Annotated in this window: 19 protein-coding genes and 1 pseudogene; 15 read left to right on the top strand and 5 right to left on the bottom strand. The window is 40.3% G+C overall.

Features of this window, described 5'->3' with window-relative positions; translation table 11 throughout:
* The first annotated feature begins 195 nt into the window (after positions 1-195).
* From MTN96_RS15240 to tldD, 9 genes and pseudogenes are all read left to right on the top strand, one after another.
* Positions 196-2,116, top strand: a pseudogene (locus tag MTN96_RS15240) (SUMF1/EgtB/PvdO family nonheme iron enzyme).
* Between the two features lie 134 nt (positions 2,117-2,250).
* A complete protein-coding gene (locus MTN96_RS15235) occupies positions 2,251-3,294 on the top strand; it encodes a rod shape-determining protein (RefSeq protein ID WP_036981126.1) in 1,044 nt (347 codons plus the stop codon).
* Positions 3,294-4,136 carry a rod shape-determining protein MreC gene (mreC, locus tag MTN96_RS15230; RefSeq protein ID WP_171034717.1) on the top strand — a complete coding sequence of 281 codons (843 nt, stop codon included), beginning with the start codon at positions 3,294-3,296 and terminating at the stop codon, positions 4,134-4,136. Before MTN96_RS15235 ends, mreC begins: the two co-directional genes overlap by 1 nt.
* Positions 4,129-4,608, top strand: coding sequence for a rod shape-determining protein MreD (mreD, locus tag MTN96_RS15225; protein WP_016900308.1), 480 nt, complete (start codon positions 4,129-4,131; stop codon positions 4,606-4,608). Before mreC ends, mreD begins: the two co-directional genes overlap by 8 nt.
* Positions 4,608-5,177, top strand: coding sequence for a nucleoside triphosphate pyrophosphatase (locus MTN96_RS15220; RefSeq protein ID WP_248532143.1), 570 nt, complete (start codon positions 4,608-4,610; stop codon positions 5,175-5,177). The genes mreD and MTN96_RS15220 overlap by 1 nt, the downstream gene beginning before the upstream one ends.
* Position 5,178: 1 nt before the next feature.
* On the top strand, positions 5,179-6,651 hold the full coding sequence (gene rng / locus MTN96_RS15215) for a ribonuclease G (RefSeq protein WP_013463925.1): 1,473 nt from the start codon (positions 5,179-5,181) through the stop codon (positions 6,649-6,651).
* Positions 6,651-10,499 (top strand): YhdP family protein, encoded by a 3,849-nt coding sequence (locus tag MTN96_RS15210; RefSeq protein WP_248532136.1) that lies wholly within the window; start codon positions 6,651-6,653, stop codon positions 10,497-10,499. The genes rng and MTN96_RS15210 overlap by 1 nt, the downstream gene beginning before the upstream one ends.
* A complete protein-coding gene (locus MTN96_RS15205) occupies positions 10,496-11,335 on the top strand; it encodes a carbon-nitrogen hydrolase family protein (protein WP_248474008.1) in 840 nt (279 codons plus the stop codon). Before MTN96_RS15210 ends, MTN96_RS15205 begins: the two co-directional genes overlap by 4 nt.
* Positions 11,332-12,771, top strand: a complete 1,440-nt coding sequence (tldD, locus tag MTN96_RS15200; protein ID WP_248532134.1) for a metalloprotease TldD — start codon at positions 11,332-11,334, stop codon at positions 12,769-12,771. Before MTN96_RS15205 ends, tldD begins: the two co-directional genes overlap by 4 nt.
* A gap of 59 nt (positions 12,772-12,830) precedes the next feature.
* Here tldD and MTN96_RS15195 read toward each other — a convergent pair whose 3' ends face one another.
* Genes MTN96_RS15195 through MTN96_RS15180 form a run of 4 tightly spaced genes read right to left on the bottom strand, consistent with a single transcriptional unit; the run spans position 12,831 to position 16,366 of the window.
* Complete coding sequence (locus tag MTN96_RS15195) at positions 12,831-13,331, bottom strand: DUF3299 domain-containing protein (RefSeq protein WP_028834506.1); 501 nt, start codon at positions 13,329-13,331, stop codon at positions 12,831-12,833.
* Between the two features lie 14 nt (positions 13,332-13,345).
* Positions 13,346-14,593, bottom strand: a complete 1,248-nt coding sequence (locus MTN96_RS15190; protein ID WP_069438832.1) for an ABC transporter permease — start codon at positions 14,591-14,593, stop codon at positions 13,346-13,348.
* Positions 14,590-15,288, bottom strand: a complete 699-nt coding sequence (locus MTN96_RS15185) for an ABC transporter ATP-binding protein (RefSeq protein WP_069438833.1) — start codon at positions 15,286-15,288, stop codon at positions 14,590-14,592. The genes MTN96_RS15190 and MTN96_RS15185 overlap by 4 nt, the downstream gene beginning before the upstream one ends.
* Positions 15,289-15,295: 7 nt before the next feature.
* Positions 15,296-16,366 (bottom strand): CDP-glycerol glycerophosphotransferase family protein, encoded by a 1,071-nt coding sequence (locus tag MTN96_RS15180; protein WP_248532132.1) that lies wholly within the window; start codon positions 16,364-16,366, stop codon positions 15,296-15,298.
* Positions 16,367-16,544: 178 nt separating this feature from the next.
* Here MTN96_RS15180 and MTN96_RS15175 point away from each other — a divergent pair, with 178 nt between their 5' ends.
* The 5 genes from MTN96_RS15175 to MTN96_RS15155 all read left to right on the top strand — a co-directional run bounded on the left by MTN96_RS15175 (position 16,545) and on the right by MTN96_RS15155 (position 21,995).
* Positions 16,545-17,648 (top strand): phosphoribosylaminoimidazolesuccinocarboxamide synthase, encoded by a 1,104-nt coding sequence (locus MTN96_RS15175; protein ID WP_248532130.1) that lies wholly within the window; start codon positions 16,545-16,547, stop codon positions 17,646-17,648.
* 137 nt (positions 17,649-17,785) lie between these two features.
* Complete coding sequence (locus MTN96_RS15170) at positions 17,786-18,451, top strand: methylamine utilization protein (RefSeq protein ID WP_248532128.1); 666 nt, start codon at positions 17,786-17,788, stop codon at positions 18,449-18,451.
* Complete coding sequence (locus tag MTN96_RS15165) at positions 18,441-20,756, top strand: EAL domain-containing protein (protein WP_248532127.1); 2,316 nt, start codon at positions 18,441-18,443, stop codon at positions 20,754-20,756. Before MTN96_RS15170 ends, MTN96_RS15165 begins: the two co-directional genes overlap by 11 nt.
* Positions 20,746-21,576, top strand: coding sequence for a DUF3034 family protein (locus MTN96_RS15160; RefSeq protein ID WP_248532126.1), 831 nt, complete (start codon positions 20,746-20,748; stop codon positions 21,574-21,576). The genes MTN96_RS15165 and MTN96_RS15160 overlap by 11 nt, the downstream gene beginning before the upstream one ends.
* Entirely contained in the window at positions 21,576-21,995 is a 420-nt protein-coding gene (locus tag MTN96_RS15155; protein ID WP_248532125.1) for a group 1 truncated hemoglobin, read from the top strand. The genes MTN96_RS15160 and MTN96_RS15155 overlap by 1 nt, the downstream gene beginning before the upstream one ends.
* A 40-nt stretch (positions 21,996-22,035) precedes the next feature.
* On the opposite strand, the gene MTN96_RS15150 is transcribed toward MTN96_RS15155, so the two are convergent.
* Positions 22,036-22,779: a glycosyltransferase family 25 protein gene (locus MTN96_RS15150; protein ID WP_248532124.1), complete on the bottom strand. Its 744-nt coding sequence runs from the start codon at positions 22,777-22,779 to the stop codon at positions 22,036-22,038.
* 131 nt (positions 22,780-22,910) lie between these two features.
* Here MTN96_RS15150 and MTN96_RS15145 point away from each other — a divergent pair, with 131 nt between their 5' ends.
* Complete coding sequence (locus MTN96_RS15145; protein WP_248532123.1) at positions 22,911-23,741, top strand: sulfurtransferase; 831 nt, start codon at positions 22,911-22,913, stop codon at positions 23,739-23,741.

The following is a 23,741-nucleotide window of genomic DNA, read 5'->3' as shown; positions in this document are numbered from 1 at the left end:
CTCGGTGTTGTTAAATAAATTAGCTATTTAGTACAAATGAAACGGTTATTTACTGGCATGAAACGGGATAATAGTTGTAAACTGAGATAATAAATGAACAAAGCTTGTGTTTTGTGCTTCAAGTACATAGCATAAGGTTTTATTATAAAAAATAATAATAACCAAATAATTGCCGCTTTTTTGGGACTGAAATATATGCGAATCGCCCCTTTATCTCTGTTCATTTATGCTAGCTTTTTTGCAAGCACAGTATTTGCACAAGATACAACTACTGTAAACAGAATTGAATCAGAGATTAATGCGAAACAAACAGAATACACTCGTTCAACGACGATGCTCGATAAATATTTAAAAGAAGAGAATCAACTTCAAACACAACTTGAATTGCTGAGAACGCGTTCCACACAGCTTGATAAAGAAAAAAACCAAGTGTTGGATGCGATGAATGATATGTATCGACGTTTAATTGATAATCCGTCGCTATACATTACCTCTGCACAATCGCGTTATCAAAAAGCCGTTGTTGATCAAAAACAAAATAAAAATGATATTTTTATGCAATTGGCGGCAATTGCATCCATCTAAAAGATATTGAGCAAGTTCGCGCTGATAAACATGCACTTCAAAACACGATTGAAAGCTTAAAAGTGCAATATATTACGGCGCGTGTAGAGCGATTACGCAATGAATTTACCCGAGAGGGTACGCTTGAAGTTGACCATACCATTAACTGTAAGCGCACTGAAGCACTGGCGGCAAGTGAGCAGAGCGGTCAGCAAATAGGACTGAAAAAGGCAACTAAACGTTTTTTAGATCAAATATTTGAAAATTATACAGAAAAACGTCTTGTTGAACCTAAGCGAGACATGGCTGGGGTACAAGCACAAATTTTAAGTAGTCACGTGATTAAGAGCGCATTTAGCGGGCAAGGTGATTACAACGCCAATTTAAGCGTTACTAAGCGCGAAGATGTAAACAGCAGTCGTTTATGTCACTTACTTAGTGTGAATAATAGCTTTTGTTTAGAGTATGGTACCCCACTGGCAAATACTTATCAGCCAGCTTATAGTACTACTTTCTCTGATAGTCAGTTAATATTCAGCGATAATGGGGATAATAAAGCTGCTGCCGTTGTCGCTAAAACAGTTAATAAAAAGCCTAAAGTGGTCGCTGAGAACAAAAAAGATAAATTAGTTCAGTTAACCTTACGCTCTAATGTACACAGCGATGCAGTATTTATTAATGATATTGAGTCGGTTCTACTCGTTTGGTGACGAACTTACCACGTGGTTTGCATAAATTAGAAATACGCAAAGAGGGTTACATCCCTTATAAAGCGCGAGCAAATAATACAAGCAGATTGCCCAAAAGGAGTGGAAGTTGATACACGCCTACCTATGGTGGACCCATCAGCAGTGATGATCCCCGTTGGCAAATTTAAAATGGGTGATATAAACGGCAATGGGCTTGAAAATGAACGCCCCGTGGTTGAAAAAACGATTAGTGAATCTTTTGCTACGCAGAGCAAAGAAGTGACTGTTGGCGCATTTGAAGGGTTTGTAAACAAAACGCAATATAAAACCGAAGCTGAAAAAGGCAAAGGTTGCGCATATTACCCAACGGCGAACCTGTTTGGGAAGAAAGCTTAAATTGGCGAGCTCCAGGATTTGAGCAAACCAATGAGTTTCCTGCTGTGTGTTTGACAAAAAAAATGATGCTATTGTTTACGCTTAATGGTTTTTTGATAAAGCAGCGCAAACGTATCGTTTACCTACTGAGGTTGAGTGGGAATATGCGGTGCGTACAGGCACAGAGACAGAGTACCCATGGGATAACGAAATTGGTAAAAATCTAGCTAACTGTGGTTGGTGTGGTAGCGAGTGGTCTAATAAACGCACGGCTCCGGTAGGGTCTTTTTCTGCAAATGCATTTGGCTTATGCGATACTGTAGGCAATGTATGGGAATGGACTAGTAGTACAGGGAATAAAAAGATGCCGTTGTTCGCGAAGGTGCATGGAATTTTGCCCCAAGCCTTGCTCGTGCATCAACGCGTTAATTTTAGCGCCAGATTTTAGAGCTAATTATATTGGCTTTCGCTTAATGAGCGAACGATAATATTTAATGGGGAATCGACGCTTCCTCTTTTTAATGATTACAAAAACGGCTGCGCTTTACATTGCTCATTGTGTTGAGAATGTTAAAGTAAGCGCAACTACAACAAGAACGAATTTCAAAGGTCATCCAGCCTCATGTTTAAAAAACTCCGTGGTATTTTTTCAAACGATCTATCGATCGATTTAGGTACAGCCAACACACTAATTTATGTAAAAGAAGAAGGTATTGTATTAAACGAACCTTCAGTTGTTGCTATTCGTCAAGAGCGTGCTGGTGGACCTAAAAGTGTTGCATCTGTAGGTGCAGAAGCTAAGCAAATGTTGGGCCGTACGCCTGGTAATATTAAAGCTATACGTCCAATGAAAGACGGTGTGATTGCTGATTTTTATGTTACTGAAAAAATGTTACAGCACTTCATCAAACAAGTGCACAATAATAATTTTATGCGCCCAAGCCCACGCGTGCTTATTTGTGTTCCTTGTGGAGCTACTCAAGTTGAAAAGCGTGCAATTCGTGAATCAGCAATGGGTGCAGGTGCTCGCGAAGTCTACTTAATCGAAGAGCCAATGGCAGCTGCAATTGGTGCCGGTTTACCGGTGTCTGAAGCAACGGGTTCTATGGTGGTTGATATTGGTGGCGGTACAACAGAAGTCGCTATTATTTCACTTAATGGTGTTGTGTATTCATCTTCAGTACGCATTGGTGGTGATAAGTTCGATGAAGCCATTATTAATTATGTGCGTCGTAACTTTGGTAGCTTAATCGGTGAAGCCACCGCTGAGAATATTAAACACCAAATTGGATCGGCATTTAAAACAGACGAGCCAGTAGAGATAGAAGTGCGTGGTCGTAACCTTGCAGAAGGCGTACCTCGTTCGTTTACGCTTAACTCGCATGAAATCTTAGAAGCATTACAAGAACCACTAATGGGGATTGTAAGCGCTGTCATGGTGGCGCTTGAGCAGTCTCCACCTGAGCTGGCATCTGATATTTCAGCGCATGGTATGGTGTTAACTGGCGGCGGCGCATTACTTAAGGATTTAGATCGCCTGCTAATGGAAGAAACGGGCATTCCAGTGGTTGTTGCTGATGATCCACTTACGTGTGTTGCACGTGGCGGCGGCAAGGCCCTTGAAATGATTGATGTGCACGGTGGTGACGTTTTTAGTTACGATTAATGAAATCAATGTTTGAAAAAACGGTTTCTTTGCAACTGCGACTTTTTGTCGCAGTGCTTTTGAGTATCGTATTGATCCTTGGAGACAAGTACACGCAAGGTGGACAGAACATTCGTACTAGTTTGAATACATTGGTCAGTCCACTTATTTATGTTGCTAACCTACCTTACGAAGTATTTAGCTTTAGCGCCAAAAGTTTGCATACCCGTGAGCAGTTACTAACCGAAAACGAAGCACTCAAAAAGAAGCAAGTATTGCAAAGTGAGCAAATCCAGCAATATGAGTTTTTAGCAAAAGAGAATCAAAAACTTCGTGCATTACTTGGCTCTTCCTCTAAACACACCAATCGTAAAATTATTGCTCAAGTACTTTCTGTTCATTCAAATCCTTATAGTCACCAAGTGGTGATAAATCGGGGAACCACCGATGGTTTAAGCGAAAGCCAAGCGGTGATTGATGATATGGGGTTAGTCGGGCAGTTGACTAAAGTTGGTTCAACAACCTCGCGGGTGCTGTTAATTACAGATACTACCCATGCAACACCGGTGCGTATATTACGAAACGATGTGCGCACAGTGGTTGAAGGTATCGGTAAAATTAACGTGTTAAAGCTATCACATGTGCCGCATAGCTTAGATGTGCGTATTGGTGATGTGTTGGTGACCTCTGGCCTAGGTGGTACGTTCCCTGAGGGCTATCCGGTAGCGGTGATCACCGAAATAACCCGTGATGAAGGACAACCTTTTGCACAAGTATTTGCTGAACCTATAGCTCAATTAGACCGAATTCGATTATTAGTCGTGTTATGGCTAAATCAGCAGGAGTTGATGGGAGATGATTAATCGCCATATGCTCTTAATCGCATTAAGTATTTTCTTTGCATTAGTAATGGCGCTAATGCCGTTACCTTTTTCACTTGAACCATTTCGCCCTGACTGGGTGCTGTTGGTACTTATGTACTGGTCTTTGGCTTTACCGCATCGCTTAAACATAGGCACGGCTTGGGTTGTTGGACTACTGATTGATTTAGCGACCGGTTCTTCTTTAGGTGTAAACTCATTAACCTACTCGGTGTGTATTTTTGTTACGGCAAGTAACTTTCAAAAAATTCGCAATTTTTCATTGTGGCAACAAAGCCTTTTAATTGGCTTATTTTTAACGCTTTATCATTTAATGCAGTTTTGGTTAAATCATTTTTTACTTGGCGTTTATTTTAGCCCACATTACTTATGGCCTGTATTAACAGGTATGTTGAGTTGGATATGGGTATTTTTATTACTTAGAAAATACCGTAGACACTTTAGGATCAGATAATGACTTGCGCAGTATATTTAGCCTCCGCGTCTCCCCGCCGTAAAGAGCTTTTAACCCAGTTGGGTATCGAGTTTTCACAATTTAGTGTTGATGCCGATGAAAGCCAGCTCGCTAACGAGCTCCCATATGATTATGTCGAACGTTTAGCGCGTTTAAAGGCACAAATGGGCGTAAAACAAGGATATACCGATCGGCCTGTTCTAGGTAGTGATACCGTGGTAGTGATGGATAACCAATCATTATGTAAGCCTCGAGATAAAGACGATTTTACTCAAACCTTAAAGCGCTTATCAGGGAGCACGCACCAAGTGTTAACAGCCATCGCTTTTGCTACATCAGATAAAGTACTCAGTTGTGTGGTCAGTACAGATGTCACCTTTAAAACGCTCAGTGATGAAGAAATACATGCTTATTGGCAAACGGGCGAGCCTCAAGATAAAGCCGGTGGTTACGGTATCCAAGGGGTAGGTGGGCGCTTTGTAACGCATATTTCGGGTAGCTATTTTGCCGTTGTCGGCTTACCTTTATATGAGACAGAACAATTATTAAATACATTCTTAAGAGGGTAGCATGAGTACAGAACTACTGATCAATGTCACGCCAAGTGAAAGTCGCGTTGCCCTAATCGAAAACGGTGTATTACAAGAAATTCAGCTAGAACGTATTGGTAACTTAGGTATCGTGGGTAATATTTACTTAGGTAAAATAAGTCGCGTGTTACCAGGTATGCAAGCCGCTTTTGTTGATATAGGCCTAGAGAAAGCTGCCTTTTTACACGCTTCAGATATCGTTAATAGTGCCTCTATCGTTGAGGGTGTTGACGACGAGCCGATTAAAAAAGTCCAAGATATTCGTGAGCTTGTTCGCCAAGGTCAGTACATTATGGTGCAAGTGGTTAAAGATCCTTTGGGTAGTAAAGGGGCACGTTTAACCACTGATATCACGATACCTTCACGGTATTTAGTGTTTATGCCTGATGCGACACATGTTGGGGTGAGTCAGCGTATCGAAACGGAAGAAGAGCGTGCAAGGCTGAAAAAAATTGTAGCCGAATACGGCGATGAAAATGGTAGTTTTATTGTCAGAACAGCTGCTGAAGGCGCAAGTGAAGCTGAGCTGAGACACGATGCAGCTTTTTTAAAAAAGCTCTGGGATAAAATTGTCTCTAGACGCAGAAAAACAAGCAAAGCCAGTATCTTGCATGAAGATCTTACACTTGCCTTTAGAACGTTACGTGATTACGTAGGTGAAGATATGGAGCGCATTCGTGTTGACTCTAAGCTTACCTACCAAGAGCTTAAGCTGTTTACTGAAGAGTTTGTGCCTTTGTTATCACAAGTGCTTGAGTATTACCCAGGTGAGCGTCCCATTTTTGATTTATTTGATGTAGAAAGTGAAATTCAAAAAGCACTGCATCGTAAAGTTACTTTAAAATCGGGTGGTTATTTGATCATAGATCAAACTGAAGCGATGACCACTGTCGATGTTAATACCGGTGCTTTTGTTGGTCACCGTAACCTTGAAGAAACTATTTTTAATACCAACGTAGAAGCAACGTCTGCTATTGCCCGTCAACTAAGGCTGCGCAATTTGGGCGGTATTATTATTATCGACTTTATTGATATGGTAAGCGATGAGCATAAACGCCGTGTAATGCATTCATTAGAATCTGCACTCGATAAAGATCGTGCCAAATCTAATATCAATGGTTTGTCGGCATTAGGCTTAGTTGAAATGACCCGCAAACGTACCCGCGAAAGCCTAGAGCATGTACTGTGTGATGTATGCCCAGCATGTTCAGGGCGTGGCTCACAAAAAACAGTTGAAACGGTCTGCTATGAAATTCTTCGTGAAATAGTACGTGTTAATCGCGCTTACGATGCAGATAAGTTTGTAGTGTATGCTTCGCCTGCAGTTTGTGAAGCGCTATTAAATGATGAGTATCATAACCTCGCCGAATTAGAACTATTTATTGGAAAGCAGGTCAATATTCAAACTGAAAGTTTATACAGCCAAGAGCAGTTTGATGTGGTAATGATGTAATGAAATTTAAAGCGGCCTGTTTTTATTGTGTACGAAAATTATGGCAAATAAGTGCTGTAATTTTAGTACTACTGGCCGTGATTGTTTCTATTTTAAAATACACCTTACCCTACGCGAACGATTATAAAGGAGATATAGAAAGCTACCTTGATGATAGGTTTGATATTAGTTTATCTATAGGTACTATATCAGCAAGTTGGCAAGGCAGTGGTCCCGCTTTAGTACTCGAAGAATTATCATTTAAAGACAACCAAACAGCCCCTATCTCTTTAACCATAGCTAAAACCAGTTTAGAGCTAAATCTTTGGGAAAGTTTAAAGTCGCTGCAGTTTAAATCAAATTACTTTGTGATCAATGGTTTTCATACCAAGGTTAATGTCGCCAATTTATTTGCAGGTGATCAAGATGAAGTTTCATTTGAGCAAAAAGAATTAATAGAAGGACTGTTTTTAGGCGAAACCGGTCACTTTGCAATAGAAAACTCCAGCATCAGCTTTGTACTAGAAGATAACAAAGAACGTAAACTGTTATTAGAAAACATTGTATGGCAAAACCAAGATAAACAGCATCTTGGCAGTGGTAGTCTAGCGCTACCGGGTATTTCTGTGGGTAATTTTGATGCCCGTATTGCGCTCAAAGGTGAAACCTTAGAGCAAATGGTAGGTGATCTGTATGTGCAGGCTAATCAGGTTGATGTGTCAAATTGGTTAGTCCAGTATATAAATACTCAAAAGCAGCAACTGCATAGTGATTTAAATTTACAAGCATGGCTTAGGTTAGAACAAGGCTTAATAAGTGACGTAAAAGTACAGTGGTTACCGAGTGCGGTAAATTGGCAACTCAATGAGCAAACACAAAAAGTCAGCCTAAGTGAAGGGGGATTTCATTTATACCCTGAGCAAAATAGCTGGCGGTTAAAAAGTACTGGCTTAGCGTTTAGTACCAACGAAATAACGTGGCCTAGCCTCGAATTTGAAGCTTTATTAGGCAAGAAAAATAAAATATGGCTACAGCAACTCGATTTAGCCCTATTAAATGATTTAGCAGAATTAACTAATTTTACTGATTTAACTCCTTTTTTAGCTCGCCAACCCAGTGGTGAAATAAAAAACGCGTATCTAGAGTTTGCCGATGCAAAGCAATGGCAACTATGGTTTAAAGCCGATGAAATTAGCTGGCAAGAAAAAAACGCCGTACCCGCCGCTCAATCTTTAAGGGTTGATGGATTAGTTAATCAGCAATATGGGCGGATCACTATTTTTGGTGAAAACAGCCATTTAATTACAGGTGCTAGTTTTAGTAATAATATTGACTATAACCAGCTAAACATTGAATTAGATTTAGCTAAGCGCTCAGGCGATTGGCATATTAGTAGTGATAACCTGTGGTTTGATAACAATGAAGTGACCTTAAGCGCACAGATGAAATTAAGTTTAGGTAAGACGCCTCGCTTAGATTTATATGCCGAAGCATTTGCCCCCGATGCCAGTGTTGCCTGTCATTATTTTCCTTTAACGTTAATGAGCCCTGAGTTAGTTAGTTATTTAAATGGCGCAATAAAATCAGGTGAAGTAACAAATGCCCAGGTGTTATTTTCTGGTCCATTATCAGGCTTTCCATTTGACGATGGTTCTGGGCAGTTTGATGTTTTAGCGCAAATAGATAATGCTACCTATCAATTCGATCCGGCTTGGCCAGCAGTCACAAATGCCAGTGTAAAGCTGCATTTTGCTAATGAGCGAATGGATATTTATAGCCAGCAAGGCCAACTTGTAAACCTTGACGTTGGCAGTAGTGTACATGTGAGTATTGATGACTTAATGGGCGATGCGCCATTGGTGGTTAGTATTGATAAGCAAGCTGAGCTTGAAAAAATGCACGATTTTTTTGCCGCCACACCTTTAGCAAATCCATTAGCTGATATTTTTAATGTTGTGCAAGGACAGGGGCTTGCCAGCGCAAACATTGAATTGCTAATCGGTTCACAATTTGAGGGCGGAGCGAGTGTAACTGGTAAGGTTAATTTACTCGACTCACCTCTTTATATTTCTGCTCCCGGTATTTCGCTTGAGCATTTAAAGGGTGAACTTAGCTTTAATAATCAACAAATAAACCTCACCGATGCTACGGCTACATGGCTTGGTATGCCATTAACGATTAACTACACTAGTGACGCAAACGCAGAGGATTATCGCGCTAATATAAATATAAATGCTCAGCTTGATGCGCAAACACTCATAAACCATGGTCAAGGCATTTTAGATGGTTACTTAAGTGGGCAAAGTGACGTTGATATTGCTTTAGAGCTTAATTTTACCGAGCAAGGGTTTAACTATCGTGCCGAAGTTGAATCGCCACTTATTGGCTTAAATAGTTCCTTGCCAGGAGTATACACAAAAAGCAGTGAGCAAATTTGGCCTCTGAGTGCGGTTATTCAAGGTGATGATATCTCTAATCTGATCACTGCAAATATTAATGAGTTATTTTATTTCAATGCCATTCTAGACAATACTCAATCGCAGTTTACCAACGCTCATTTTATCATCGGTGAAAAAAACTTAGGGCTTAACTCACAAAATTTAGCGGTGAGTATTAATTTAGCGCAGAGTGAGTTATTACCTTGGATTGATTTAATTGATCAAATTATTAATGTAGCTAAAGCGCAGCCTGAGAACGCATCGCCGGGCGTGATGCCGCCTTTACATGAAGTGATTGCGAATATTAACTCTTTTAACGTGAGTGGCATGCAGTTTAATGATTTTGATATGCGTTTATCGCCCCTAAATAATAATTTGCAATTAAAGCTCAATGCCAAAGAGTTAAGAGCCGAAGTATTTATACCTAGCGGGCAATCAAGTCAGCCGATTCGAATTAATAGCGATTATTTAAGGCTTAATTTTTTAGATACAGAATCAGAGCGACTGAGCGAAAAATCAACCCCTGAACAACTTGCATGGCTTGCAAAATTACCGGCTATTGAATTTGAATGTGCCGATTGTAAAGTAAGTCATTATCAGCTTGATAAGGTAAGCGCCTCATTGTTAGGCGATGGTAAAAAGCTGCTTATTTCTGAGCTAGTGGTTGATAAGGGCGACCATATATTACGGACTAAAGGGCAATGGCAGAATGGCCTAACGGCGATGAGTGGTGAACTTAAAAGTGATGATATTGGCGCCTTATTTAATGAGTTTGATATTACCACCACTATTAAAGACTCAAACGCCAATCTAAATTATCAGCTAAATTGGCAAGCGGCACCTTATGATTTAGACATTGCCAGTTTAGATGGCGAAATTAGCTGGGATTTAGGCGAAGGCCATTTAACTGAAATCAGTGATGGAGGTGCACGCGTATTCTCATTACTGAGCCTTGATTCATTAGTGCGTAAGCTAAAGCTTGATTTTAGAGATGTATTTTCTAAAGGTTTTTTTTATAACAGCATGCAAGGCACCATGCAGATAGATAAAGGCATTGCCTATACCCAAGATACTAAAATGGATGGGGTACCTGCCGATCTCTCTATAAAAGGGTATGCAAATTTAAATACTCTCGAAATTGACTACGACTTAGCCGTGGCACCACAAGTAACCTCGAGCATTCCGGTGATTGTGGCTTGGATGGTTAATCCAGTAACGGGGCTTGCAGCTTTAGCAATTGATAAAGTGATTCATTCTGCCCGAGTGATCTCAGAGATCAACTTTAAAGTAACAGGCAAAATGAACGATCCTCAGGTACAAGAGTTAGATCGTAAGAGTCGAGAGGTGACTTTACCGCAAGCAGCACAAAGTCAGCCACAAGCATCCTCAGAGTTAAAGCTTAAAGATGCCGAGGTTAGCGCCACACAATGAATAAACAAGGTATAAATTCAGCCCCTGCGATTATTGCATTGCAAATGTGCTCAGGCTTAAACCCTGATGATAATATTGCAAAATTAAAACAGGCATTACAAACCTTACCGACAGCTCGTCCGCTGTTAGTGTGTTTACCAGAAGCATTTTTAGTGTTTAGTAAACACGCAGGTGATACGCTTTTAGTGTCACAGCGTATTGAACAGTACAAACAGCAACTCAGTGAATTGTGCCGTAAGCACAATATTTGGTTAAATGCTGGCACGCTACCAGAGCCGTATAACCAGCATAAGTATTACGCTGCCTCACACTTGTTTAATAACCAAGGCGATATTGTTGCAAGCTATAACAAAATACATTTATTTGATGTTGAGGTAGATGACCAGACCGGCAGCTACCGAGAATCCGATTTTACTCAAGCCGGCGATGAGGTTGTGGTTGTTGATTCGCCCTTTGGTAAAATTGGTTTAACAGTGTGTTATGATTTGCGTTTTGCTGGTTTATTTAATGCCTTAGTTCGCAAAGGCGCCGAAATTATATTAGTACCCAGTGCGTTTACTGTTCCAACAGGTAAAGCGCATTGGCAGCCGCTACTTGCAGCGCGAGCTATAGAAACGCAATGTTATGTTATTGCTGCAGCGCAATATGGAACGCATGAAAACGGTAGGCAAACTTATGGTCACAGCCTCATGTTATCGCCTTGGGGTGAAACATTAAGTGAAAAATCAACAGGGCTTGGTTTTATTAGTTGCGCCGTAGATTTAAACCAGTTACACAAAATTAGACGAGATATGCCGCTGCAATCTCACCAACGATTTAGAGAGCCATTATTATGAATTCGGTTGAACAGCATTTATTACACGACAGCCAGCTAAATCGAGAAGAACTCGAAAAAACATTAGCTTATATTCATCAGCACAAAGTTGATTATGCCGATCTTTATTTTCAATCGAGTCATCATGAGTCTTGGGTATTAGAAGATGGCCTTGTTAAAGAAGGGTCTTATAATGTTGAGCGTGGTGTTGGCGTACGGGCTGTTAGTGGTGAAAAAACCGGTTTTTCGTATTCAGACGCAATCAATCTTGAAGCGTTAAACAAAGCAGCCACGGCAGCACGGAGTATTGCCGATGCCGGTGAAGATAAAGCGGTTAAAGTATTCAGCGATGTGGCTGCAAAGCAGCAGTATGCGTCACATCAGCCTATTTCTAGCATGAGCGATACCGATAAAGTTAATTTGTTACGTGAGCTTGAAAATTATATTCGCGAATTAGCCCCAGATGCTGAGCAAGTCATTAGCTCAATGTCTGCGGTATACGAAGAAGTATTAATTGCAGCCAGCGATGGCACCTTTGCTACCGATATTCGCCCACTGATCCGTTTAAACTGCTCTGTATTGCTAGAGAAAAATGGTCGTCGTGAACGTGGCGGTGCTGGTGGCGGTGCGCGCCTAGATTATGGTTACTTTAAAGAGCTGGTAGATGGTAAGCCGCGTTGGATGGGTTTTGCAGAAGAAGCCGTTCGTCAAGCTAAAGTAAACTTAGAAGCTATTGATGCCCCAGCGGGTACTATGGAAGTGGTATTAGGTAATGGCTGGCCAGGCGTGTTGTTGCACGAGGCCGTAGGTCATGGCCTAGAGGGAGACTTTAACCGTAAAGGCGCGTCTGCGTTTAGCGGTAAAGTAGGTCAAAAAGTTGCTTCAGAGCTATGTACTGTGGTTGATGATGGCACTATGGCCGATCGCCGTGGTTCACTTAATGTAGATGACGAAGGTACGCCTGCAGCCTATAACGTACTTATCGAAAACGGTATTTTAAAAGGCTATATGCAAGATAAAATGAACGCGCGTTTAATGGGGGTAAACCCAACAGGTAATGCTCGTCGTGAATCATACGCGCATTTACCTATGCCACGTATGACCAACACTTACATGTTAGGCGGTGAGCATAGCCAAGCTGATATTATCAGCACGGTTAAAAAAGGCGTGTTTGCTCCCAATTTTGGTGGCGGCCAAGTGGATATCACCTCGGGTAAGTTTGTATTTAGTGCCTCAGAAGCGTATTTAATTGAAAATGGTAAAATCACCCAGCCAATTAAAGGGGCTACCTTAATTGGTAATGGCCCTGAGGTTATGCAACAAATTTCTATGGTAGGTAATGATTTAGCGCTTGATAAAGGTGTAGGTGTTTGTGGTAAAGACGGTCAAAGTGTACCAGTAGGTGTTGGCCAACCAAGCCTGAAAATAGATAACCTAACAGTGGGTGGCACGGCTTAATTTTATTACAAAGTCGTTATAAAAGAACCGCGTTTTTACGCGGTTTTTTATTTTAAGAATTAAAGCTCAAAAGGAGCAACACCGACAGCTTGCATTGTGTAACCTACTTGAGCGATTTCGCCAGACCAAGTTTGCGTTTTAATAATACCCGTTACAACAATCGCATCGTATAAGCTATCGATAGGGACACCGCCTTTAATGGTCACATGAACCAGCTGATTTGGCGGCGGCGGGGGCACATGAATACAGGCACCAAAGTAAGGGACTAATAAAAACTCGGTAATAAGTTCGCTATCGCCTTCAAGAGGTACAACAAAACCAGGTAAGCTAACAGATTGCCCATCAAGTGCTTTAACAACTGGCGCGTCTAAATCAGGTTGCACCCAGTTTTGTTCACTGCCTTCGTGATTAGCTTGTGCTTGAGTATCTATTTGTACATGGCCCTCGGGTATGAGGTCTTCCCAAAAAATTTCCTTGGGTGGATTTGCAATGCTAGCAAAGCTAATTAGCACTGCGCTTAATAGCATTAAAGAGTGTGTAGTTACTTTAAACAACGTCATGATCATCCTAAAGTTTATATTTTTATACTCATACCATCACTGAGAGAATAAAAGTAAGCGCGTGTAGCGGGGATCAAGCCAATAATAAATCCCGCAGCCATAATAACGCCAATCAAAGTGAGTTCATAGTCAGAGAGCATGCTGATATTAATACTCACTCCAGCTTGGGTCTGTAAGTAACCCGCGGTCGTACCCATAAGCGCATAAAATAGAGTGCAACCTACTAAGCAACCTAAAAAGGTGGTGAGTAGTGACTCCATACTGATCAGCGAAAATAATTGCCAAGGGCGGGCACCCACAGAACGCAGTATTGCCAGTTCTCTGCGGCGTTGATTAAGGTTAGCCAGCAGTGTGGTTAACATACCGAGCAAGCTAATAATGACCACCACAAATGAAAATAACAGCAGTATTTTTTCTATTATTGCCAGCATTTCCCAAAGCTCTTTTAAAGTGACTGTGGGCATAATCGCTAATAGAGGCTCTTGTTTATATTGATTTATGTTACGCCTAATTTGTAGCGTATAAAGCGGTGAGTCGAAGCCCATTAAAAAGGCGGTAATTTGTTTTGGGTGCCCAATTAATGCATGGCTCGAGTGATCATGATGATCGTCATGATCATGATGGCCGCCACCATGGATCAGCTCAATTGCCGCCAGTGGCACATGCAAGGTTTTATCCACCGGGGTACCGGTAGGCTTTAAGATACCAACCACTTTAAAAGGGTTATCATCATGATGATGAAAGCTAGTATTGCCCATGCCATGAGAAATCACAATTTCATCACCAATTTTATAGGCCAGTTTACTTGCAACCTCACTACCTATAACAACTTCATTGATGCTAGAAAAAGCCTGTCCTTGTTCAAATGCTAAGGGTTGTTTTTTAGCAAATCGATAGTGCTTAAAATAATCGAGTGTGGTGCCTAAGACAGCTTGACCTTTATGGCTATCTCCAAGGCTGATAGGAATGCTCCACTTAACCCCGCGCTGTTTTGTTATGTATTGATAGCTTTGCCAACTCACCCCATTGTTGGTATGGCCAATTCTAAACACCGAGGAGAGGAGTAATTGAATATCGCCAGTGCGTGCGCCAACAATTAAATCGGTACCCGAAATGGTATTACTAAAACTACTTTTAGCATCTACGCGAACTCGCTCAATACTGAGTAATAACATGACGCTAATCGCAATAGTGAGCAATGTCAGTAATACGCTGGCACGTCTATTGAGCAAACTTTTATAGGCAAGTTTAAATAAAATCATACATCACCTTGTAAACTTACTAAGTCGATTGTGCGGCTAAAGAGTGGCTTTAATGTTTCATCGTGACTGACAAAAACAAGCGTGCTGTTACTTTTTTTTGCTTGTTCAAATAGCAGCTTAATAAAGCTTTCACGATTTTGCGTATCAAGTGCTGAAGTAGGCTCATCGGCAATGATAAGTTCAGGGCTGCCTATAAATGCGCGTGCTGCGGCAACTCGCTGTTGTTGCCCAATACTTAAAGTGGCAACATCTTTATGGTGATACTGCGGTGTAAGGCCTAAAGCAATTAATAACCGTATCGCTTCTTGTTGTAAGGCAGAGTTTTTATTTGATGATTGCTTTAATGTTTTTCGTTTTCGGTTTTTTGAAAACTCACACCCAAGCGTTATATTTTCAATAGGAGTTAAATAAGGAAGCAGGTTAAAGTTCTGAAAAATGTAGCCAATGTGATCCGCTCTAAAAACATCACGGGTAGTATTGCTTAATGCAGTTAGGTTTTGGTTTAAAATTGATACCTCACCGCTAGTGGCTGTATTAATACCAGCAAGAATCGCTAATAATGTTGATTTACCTGAGCCACTAGGACCGTGTAAAAAAATATGCTCACTTTTTTCTATGACTAACTCTTTTATGTTGAGTGTGAGTGAGCTATCGCTTTGATGCCACTTAAAAGTTACGTTTTTCAGATTTATCATTATCAGGTTACCAACCCCAGTAGTTTAGATCTTTACGCATTTTTAGTTGTCTTATAATATTTAATGGCTTGGGTTTTAGTTTTTCGTTACGTTGTAAAAATTCATTAGCTGCATTTAATACGCGCTGGCTAGATTGACCATCGGTGTACGGATGAAGCTCCTGACAGTAACTTTCAATATTTTGCATTAAATCAGTAGGCTTAGTAAGCGCGTGTTCAATAGCTGCTTCTACGTCATCAGCGTCGGTAATATTAAGTAAATGAGAAAGAGGTTTTTGATTACAAAACGTGACTACCGGTTTACGTAGTAGTAAAAACATTAAAAGAACTGACGATGTATCGCACAGCATAACATCAGCAGTTTGTAGCAACGGCAAAACGTTATCGGTTTCAATAAATGTTAGATTTTCGTTACTCAGCGCTTTGTATTTATTAACCCATTCGACTGGCATTTTAGGATGAAACTGCATCAAAATACGCCACTTACCTTGTTCACTAAAATGCTTTATTTGTTCATATAATTTAGGAGCAAGTGATAGCTTTCGTGAGAAAGTTGAGCATATAAGTAAAGTAGGGCGAGGGTCGTCACTTACATAAGGGTTATTTGAAGTATTACTAAAAAGTGGATCGAGTGTTGGCCAGCCAGTTTCTGTTACTTTAAAGAAACCATGCTGTTTAGCGAGCTCTTTAAATCGGGTTGTTGTATTTGGGCCTTGCGTACAATATAAATCGTAACAACCACGAATAGTAAAGTGACCACGATTACCTTCAGAGCTGCGCTTTTCAGAATTAAAACCATGAAATACAGCCACTTTTTTACCCGGAATAAAGCTAGGTACTATATTGCCCGGTATAAATGTAATGTTTGGAGCCCAGTTTTTAACATCTTTTATGGTACGTAAACGTGGCTCGTCTGTAGTTAAAAAATCGGGGTTTACTTCGCTACCCGCTAAAAACCAGCGTACTTCACCACCATATGCCAATATTTGCGCCTGTAAAGGCCTTAAAATAGCGTAGGAATAATTTTGAGAAATATACATTAAATATTTCTTATTCTTAGTGGCAGTTAAATAGTTCAAGCTAGCTCCTTAGGGCAAGTAATCATTCAAGTTTACCCCAATGCGCCAGCTAGATAAATATTCTAAGATGATTTGTTTTTAGCCTAAGATTGAGCTTTGTGGTTGCCTAGATTATTATAGAGCGCCTAACCCCAATTCCATACTTTGCTCTTTGAGCATGCCAAACCCCGGAGATAGCATGACTAGCTATAAAGTTTTAGACGTAAACGATGACTTACCCATTCGTACCAAAGGTAAAGTACACAGTGGCAAAGTGCGTTCAGTTTATTGGTTAACCGATGCAGATAGTAAACGCTTAGTAAATGAAAAAGGCTATAACGTTCCTGCCGATACTGAATTAGCCATTATGGTTATTTCAGACAGAATTTCTGCTTTTGATTGCATATGGCAAGGTGAAAATGGCCTAAATGGCGTGCCGGGTAAAGGCATTGCATTAAACTCAGTGGCTGCTCATTGGTTTAACATGTTTAATGAAGCCGGTTTGGCGGGTAATCATATTGTTGATATTCCTCATCCATACGTATGGATTGTTCGTAAAGCCAGTACAGTTAAAGTTGAAGCGATTGCTCGTCAATATATTACAGGCAGTATGTGGCGTGACTACGCTAAAGGTGAAAGAGACTTTTGTGGTTTGCAACTTCCAGAAGGCTTAAAAGCGAATCAAAAGCTTGAGCAAGTACTTATAACCCCCTCTACCAAGGGTATTATAGAAGGGGTTGCTGATATTCCTGCCGTTGATGATGTAAATATCACGCGTGAAAATATTATAAACAACTTAGATGTCTTTAATTTTAAATCGGCTGACGACGTCACCAAATACGAAAAATTATTGGTAGAAGGGTTCGAGCTAATTAGTAATGAGTTAGCTAAGCTTGGCCAGGTTTTCGTTGATACTAAATTTGAATTCGGTTACGTAGAAGATTTAAATGGTGCTCAGCAACTTATTTATATTGATGAAGTAGGGACACCCGATTCATCGCGTATTTGGGATGAAGCATCATATAAGAATGGCAAAATTGTTGAAAACTCAAAGGAAGGCTTCCGTCAGCTGTTAATTAATAACGTGCCAGAGAGTGATGTGTTATTAAATAAAGACCGTATGGCTGAGCGTGAGCAGCTAGCAAAAGATTATATTTTACCTGAGTCAGTAATGCTTGAAGTGTCTGACACTTATGTGGGTATTGCTAGCAAAATTATCGGTAAAGAGATCGTTATACCCAATGATCCACGCCAAGAAGTGATTGCTATTTTAGATGCTGATTACGGTTTAATCGTTAAATAACGTAGTAAGTAGACAGATATAGCAAAGCTCATTTTAACTAATGAAAAAGTATTTATTTTAACTAACTGAGCTATAATTCTTGCAATTAGTGCTCGTCTCTAATTAACTTAACCTATGGTGAATTTTTGGGTGTGGTTATGTTAGAGCGAGCATGGCAAGTTATTGCAAAACGTCGTTACATATTAGTACTGGGTGTAGTGTTTAATGTATCGGCTTTTGGTAATACCATTAATTTGGTTATTAAAGATCAGCATGACCAAGTATTGCCTAATGCTGTCGTAGAAATAAATCATTTACCTTCTTCAAAAACTCAGGGCAATTTACCTACAGCGGTAGTGGATCAAGTTGATAAACAGTTTTCACCACAGCTACTTATTGTGCATCAAGGTCAGTACGTTAACTTTCCAAATAGCGATAATATTCGCCACCATGTATATTCTTTTTCAAAAGCAAAGCCCTTTCAATTAAAGCTCTATTCTGGCCAGCCAGAAGAACCTATTAAGTTTGATAATCAAGGTGTTGTTGTTCTAGGCTGCAATATTCATGACTCCATGGTGGGCTATATATATGTTGCTAACAGTAGTTATGTGTATACCAGTAACGAGCAAGGCCAGATAAAGCTGCAAGTAGACACTTTTCCTGTGCAAGCCAGTGTTTGGCATTCACTGCAAACTGCTCCCTTGGATAATAAAAAACAGTTTAATATAGAATCAACCAGCCCGTTATCAATCACTATAAATACGTCTACGCCTGCACCACGTAACACCTTTGGTAGTCAATTTAGGGAAGGTAATGGGCAATAATTTACGTAGCCGTATAACAACGTTATGCGTTGGCTTGGTGTTACTTACAACTTTACTCAGCTTAGTGAGTTTTTGGTGGTCTACGAGTAAGTTTCAGGCAGAAAAAGTACAGCAAAATATAACGGTTGCGCAAAGCGTTTATAAGCAATATTTAAAATCAAAAGAGAGCTTGCTATTAACTGCTGCAAAGGTGTTAACCGCTGATTTTGGTTTTAAGCAGGCAGTTGCTACTCGCGATGCAGCCACCATTAGTAGTGTATTATACAATCATAGCCAACGGATCAATGCCGATTTAATGCTGTTGCTCGATTTATCAGGGCGGTTAGTGTCTGCTAATGTGAATGCACAAAATTTTGCCGATAACCTACAACCCTTAATGGATGAATTATTAAATAATTCTGAGCAATCGAGCTTTGTCGTGTTAAATAACCAGCTGTACCAAGTGATTTTATTGCCCGTTAAAACTCCCAGAATCATAGCTTACAGTTTGGTCGGATTTAAAATAACATCTGCAGTGGCCACTGAGCTAAAAAGCTTAACCGGAATGGAGGTTAGTTTTGTTGCGCAATTAGATAATTTTGCTGCAAGCTCGTTTGCACCTCAACCTGAAAAATTTCAACCTATGGAGTACTTTGAAAATAAAACTACGGCTCGTTTTTTTGCCGAATATTTGGCCTATGAAAACGAACAAATAGCTTTACCCTCTTTACAATCGCATCCGATAACCTTACTGCTTAGCGCAGATTTAACCTCGAGTTATCGCGATATTGAGCAACTATTGCTAACGCTAGTTACATTGGCCGTGTTAACTATGTTATTTGGTGTGATCACCAGTAGTTTGCTTGCCAATAACTTAACCAGCGGACTTACACAGTTAGCGGTTATCGCAAGGCAATTTGCCAAAGGTGACTACCGTTTTAAATTTGAAGGTAAAAAACAAAGCAGCGAAATAGCAACGCTAGTCAGCGCCTTTAATAACATGGGTAATGATATTAATAAGCGTGAGCAGCAAATAAGTTTTCAAGCACATCACGATACCTTAACAGGGTTTTATAACCGTTCAGCTATGTTAGATTTATTGGCAAAGCAGCTCACTAAAGATAGATGCTACACGCTTGTTGCTATTGATATAAAAGGCTTAAGACACATAAACGACAAGCTTGGTCCGCAAGTAGGAGATGAGTGTTTAATTGCGGTGGCAAACCGTATTCGTCAATTTTCTGATGAGCTTGGTGGATTTCATGCACGAATTGGCGGTGATGAGTTTTTAACGGTTTACCCCAGTGTGGAGGCTGACCAAGTAAAATGTGCTGTAGCCGATTTGATTGAGCAATTACAGGCACCTTATCAGATTAAAAGCTTAAAAATAAGTTTGCGTTTTAACGCTGGGATTGTGCAGTACCCTGGACAAGGCGTTAAAGCGGACGATTTAATGCGGCGTGTACTCATTGCTGTTGATGCGGCTACAACAAGCCAACAAAGCTTATATTACTACCAAGATGGTGAAGATGAGGCGCACTTAGACCGTTTAATTATGCTTGATGAGCTCAAACAAGCGATTGATGATGATAACGGGCAACTGTTTATGACTTATCAGCCTAAGTTGAATATTAAAAGTCAGAAAATTGATAAGGTTGAGTCACTTATTCGTTGGCAACGTGATGATGGGAGCTGGGTTTCGCCTGAAGTGTTCATTGATTTAGCTGAGCAGTCAGGATTAGTTGTGGAACTAACTGCCTGGGTTGTCGATACAGTTATTGCGCAAATAGCCGATTGGGATAAAAAAGGGATTCACTTACAGGCAGCCATTAATGTGTCAGCCCAAGATATAGCGCATGCGGGGTTTCATAATTTGTTGGTCGCAACCTTAAAGAAATATCATGTAAACCCAAGCTCTGTCACTATTGAGTTGACGGAGCGCGATATGATCGAAAATGAAGCTCAAGGTATCAAAGCGTTAGAGAACTTAAAAACTATCGGTGTTAAAATATCATTAGACGATTACGGTGTCGGGCAAACATCATTGGGGCGATTAAAAATGTTACCTATTGATGAGCTTAAGTTAGATAAATGCTTTATTTTAACTCTGCACGAATCACAAAAAGATCAATACATAGTGCGCTCCTCAATCACATTGGGTCACCAATTGGGGTTTTCTGTTGTGGCTGAAGGGGTGGAAACCGCTGAGTCTTTATCAATGCTTCACGAAATGCAATGCGATCATGCGCAAGGTTACTATTTAAGTCGCCCTTTAAAAGCGCAGCAACTAGAACAATGGTTAGAGGAATATCAGCGTGCACATTAAGTTATTATTCGCCTTGGCACTCTCATTTTGTAGTACGTTAAGTATGGCTGCTACGGGGAAATTATTAGCAACACCTGGGGTGTCTCAAATTGAAGGCAGTGCAGGGGGCGGATTAGTTCCTTGGGCACAATTGGCAGGTTATGCCAGTGAAGACGAATGGGCTGTTAATGGTTTTTGTAGTCGTGCTGATGTAACAGATTACCGCCTAGATGCCTGCGGCATGCAACTAAACCTATTCAATCGTGTTGAGCTCAGTTATGCAGTGCAGCAGTTTGATGTGCCTGCACTCAATACAGAAATAGAGCAGTCAATTTCTGGTGCAAAAGTACGTTTATATGGTGATATTGTTTATAGTCAGTGGCCACAGCTAAGCATGGGTGTGCAGCATAAATCACTAGAGGATGGCACAGTAGCAAATTTGGTTGGTGCAAAAAATACCAGTGGTACAGATGTGTACCTAGCAGCCAGTAAATTACATTTGGGTGCACTTGCTGGATACAACTGGTTTTGGAATGTGACCACTCGTTACAGTAAAGCCAATCAGTTAGGGCTTTTAGGATATGGAGGGGCTAATGAAGGTAGCCATATTTTACTAGAAGCAAGTAGTGCGGTGTTTGTAAGTCGTGAACTTGCTATTGGCATTGAGTATCGACAAAAAGCCAATAACCTAGGGTTGGGCGAACAAGATTGGCGCGATTTATTTATAGCGTGGATGCCTAATAAACATGTCAGTGTAACGGCGGCCTATTTAGACTTAGGGCGGATTGCTGGTGTTGACAAACAAACCGGCTGGTATTTATCGGTTACGGGGTATTGGTAATGAAAATTAGTGTATTTATTTTTTGTTGTTTAAACTTACTTGCAGGGTGTACAACCCAACCTAACACCTCTTTGTATCAGCAACTAGGCGAACAAGCTGGGCTTGAAAAGTTAACTGACAGTTTTATTACACAAATAGGTAATGACAAGCAGGTATTTCATTACTTTGAGCACAGTAATATCAGTCATTTTCGACAAGGGTTTATTAGCCATTTATGTTCGCTGGTGGAGGGCCCTTGTGAATATAAAGGTGACTCTATGGTTGCTATTCATACAGGCATGAACATAAACGAAAAAGACTTCAATCACGTTGTCGATTTATTAATAAATGCAATGAATGAGCAAAATATCCCACATACAGTGCAAAATGAAATTTTAGCTAAAATGGCGCCATTGCGTGGCGAAATTATTAAGATTTAATTTTATAATCAAATATATACATGTAAAAATATGCCTGGCATTACTCACTTGTAATTTTGGCAAGATCCGCAGTTTTATATCGTCTTTGCCTATGAATACTCGATCTATGAATTAAATTTCTGATAAATGTACTGCGGTTTGAGTGCGAACCTGCATTAGCGCTTGTTATTTCACTAATAAAGCTTCGATCTTCGGCAACCGGGTAGGGTTTTATGCCAATCATACTTAGCCCTACTTCTGTGTGAAATTGCATATCGACATCTACGGGTCTAAAAAATGGTTTTCTTTGCAGTAGTTTTTTAGCCCCACTTAATGAAATGATGTAGCCTTGAGTGCCATTTGGTGCTTTTTTATAATTACCGACTGTTAGATTATTTTCTAATGGGGCACTGTCAATAAATGGAAAATTTCTGTTGTCAGATAATTTTATTAAATCCCAGTTTTTCAATTTAATTGCCGCATCAACAACATCTTTAAGCGAAGCCTCAATGAAAAGGTCATCCTCTAATACAACACAAAAAGGCATGTTTTCATTAACCATTTTTTGCCAAAGGCGCATATGACTTACATAGCAACCAATTTCACCTGCAGATAGATTGCGATTGTAACGTTTTTTATTTTTTTTCGGGCAATACCACTTGAGGGTTTCTTCTTCACTAAGGTTTTTGCCAATGGTCGCTTCAAAACGTTCAGCATTTAAGTGTAGGCTGGTAAGTCGCTTTAGGGTTGTTTCCCAACGGTCTTCGCAGCCTTGCATATTGATAATGTAAAAAGGGATTGGCATAATTTTATTTTATTTAGAAACCTCAAAGCAGCTATTTTAGCATTATTATAATTTGTAACCAGTCTAAATTCTGTTTATAAACAGGCTGTAATAATATATAGCTATTTCATTTCCTCAAATTTGGAAAGACGATGAAAAACATGGTCAGTGCACAATGGTTACATGCTCGCTTAGAGCAAGCAAACCTGGTTATTTTTGATGCGGGTATGTTACGTCCCTCAGCTGCGGGGGAGTACTCACCCGTTGCCATGCTACCTAAAGCACAACGGTTTGATATCAAAAAAGAACTCGCAGATCCCTCAAACCCATTGCCTAATACCTTGTGTAGTGCAGATCAATTTACTCAGGTGATGCAAAAAGCGGGCGTGAATCACGACTCATTGGTGGTGATTTATGAAGATGCGGGGTTATTCAGTGCAGCTAGAGCCTGGTGGATGTTTAAAGCCATGGGATTTAATAACGTAAAAGTGCTCAGTGGTGGTTTAGCCAAGTGGCTTGAACTAGAGCTTCCGGTTGAGTCAAGCTATACACAAGCATCACTAAAAGGTGACTTTATTGCTCAATACCAGCCTGGTTACTTTATTGATAAAAAACAGGTGCTAAGTGCTACTAAGGATACCAACACGGTCATTTTAGATGCGCGTGCTTATGAGCGTTTTACCGGTAAAAATAAAGAGCCAAGAGCGGGTATGCGCAGCGGCCATATTATTAATAGCTATTCGCTACCTTTAACTAGCTTATTAGAAAATGGCGAGGCAAAATCACTCGACTTTATACAGGCACAGTTTAATAAATTAGTCGGGAATGCAAAACAGCTGCAATTTAGCTGTGGTTCAGGTGTTACTGCCTGTGCGCTTGCATTGTTCGCTGATGAATGCGGATATAATAATTTAAGTGTTTACGACGGCTCGTGGAGTGAGTGGGGCGCTGATAGCTCACTGCCTATTGCTGTGGGTGACTAA

The sequence above is a fragment of the Pseudoalteromonas sp. 2CM28B genome (assembly GCF_023161935.1).
The sequence above is the reverse complement of the archived record's forward strand: the minus strand, read 5'-3'. Positions and strand labels throughout refer to the sequence as shown.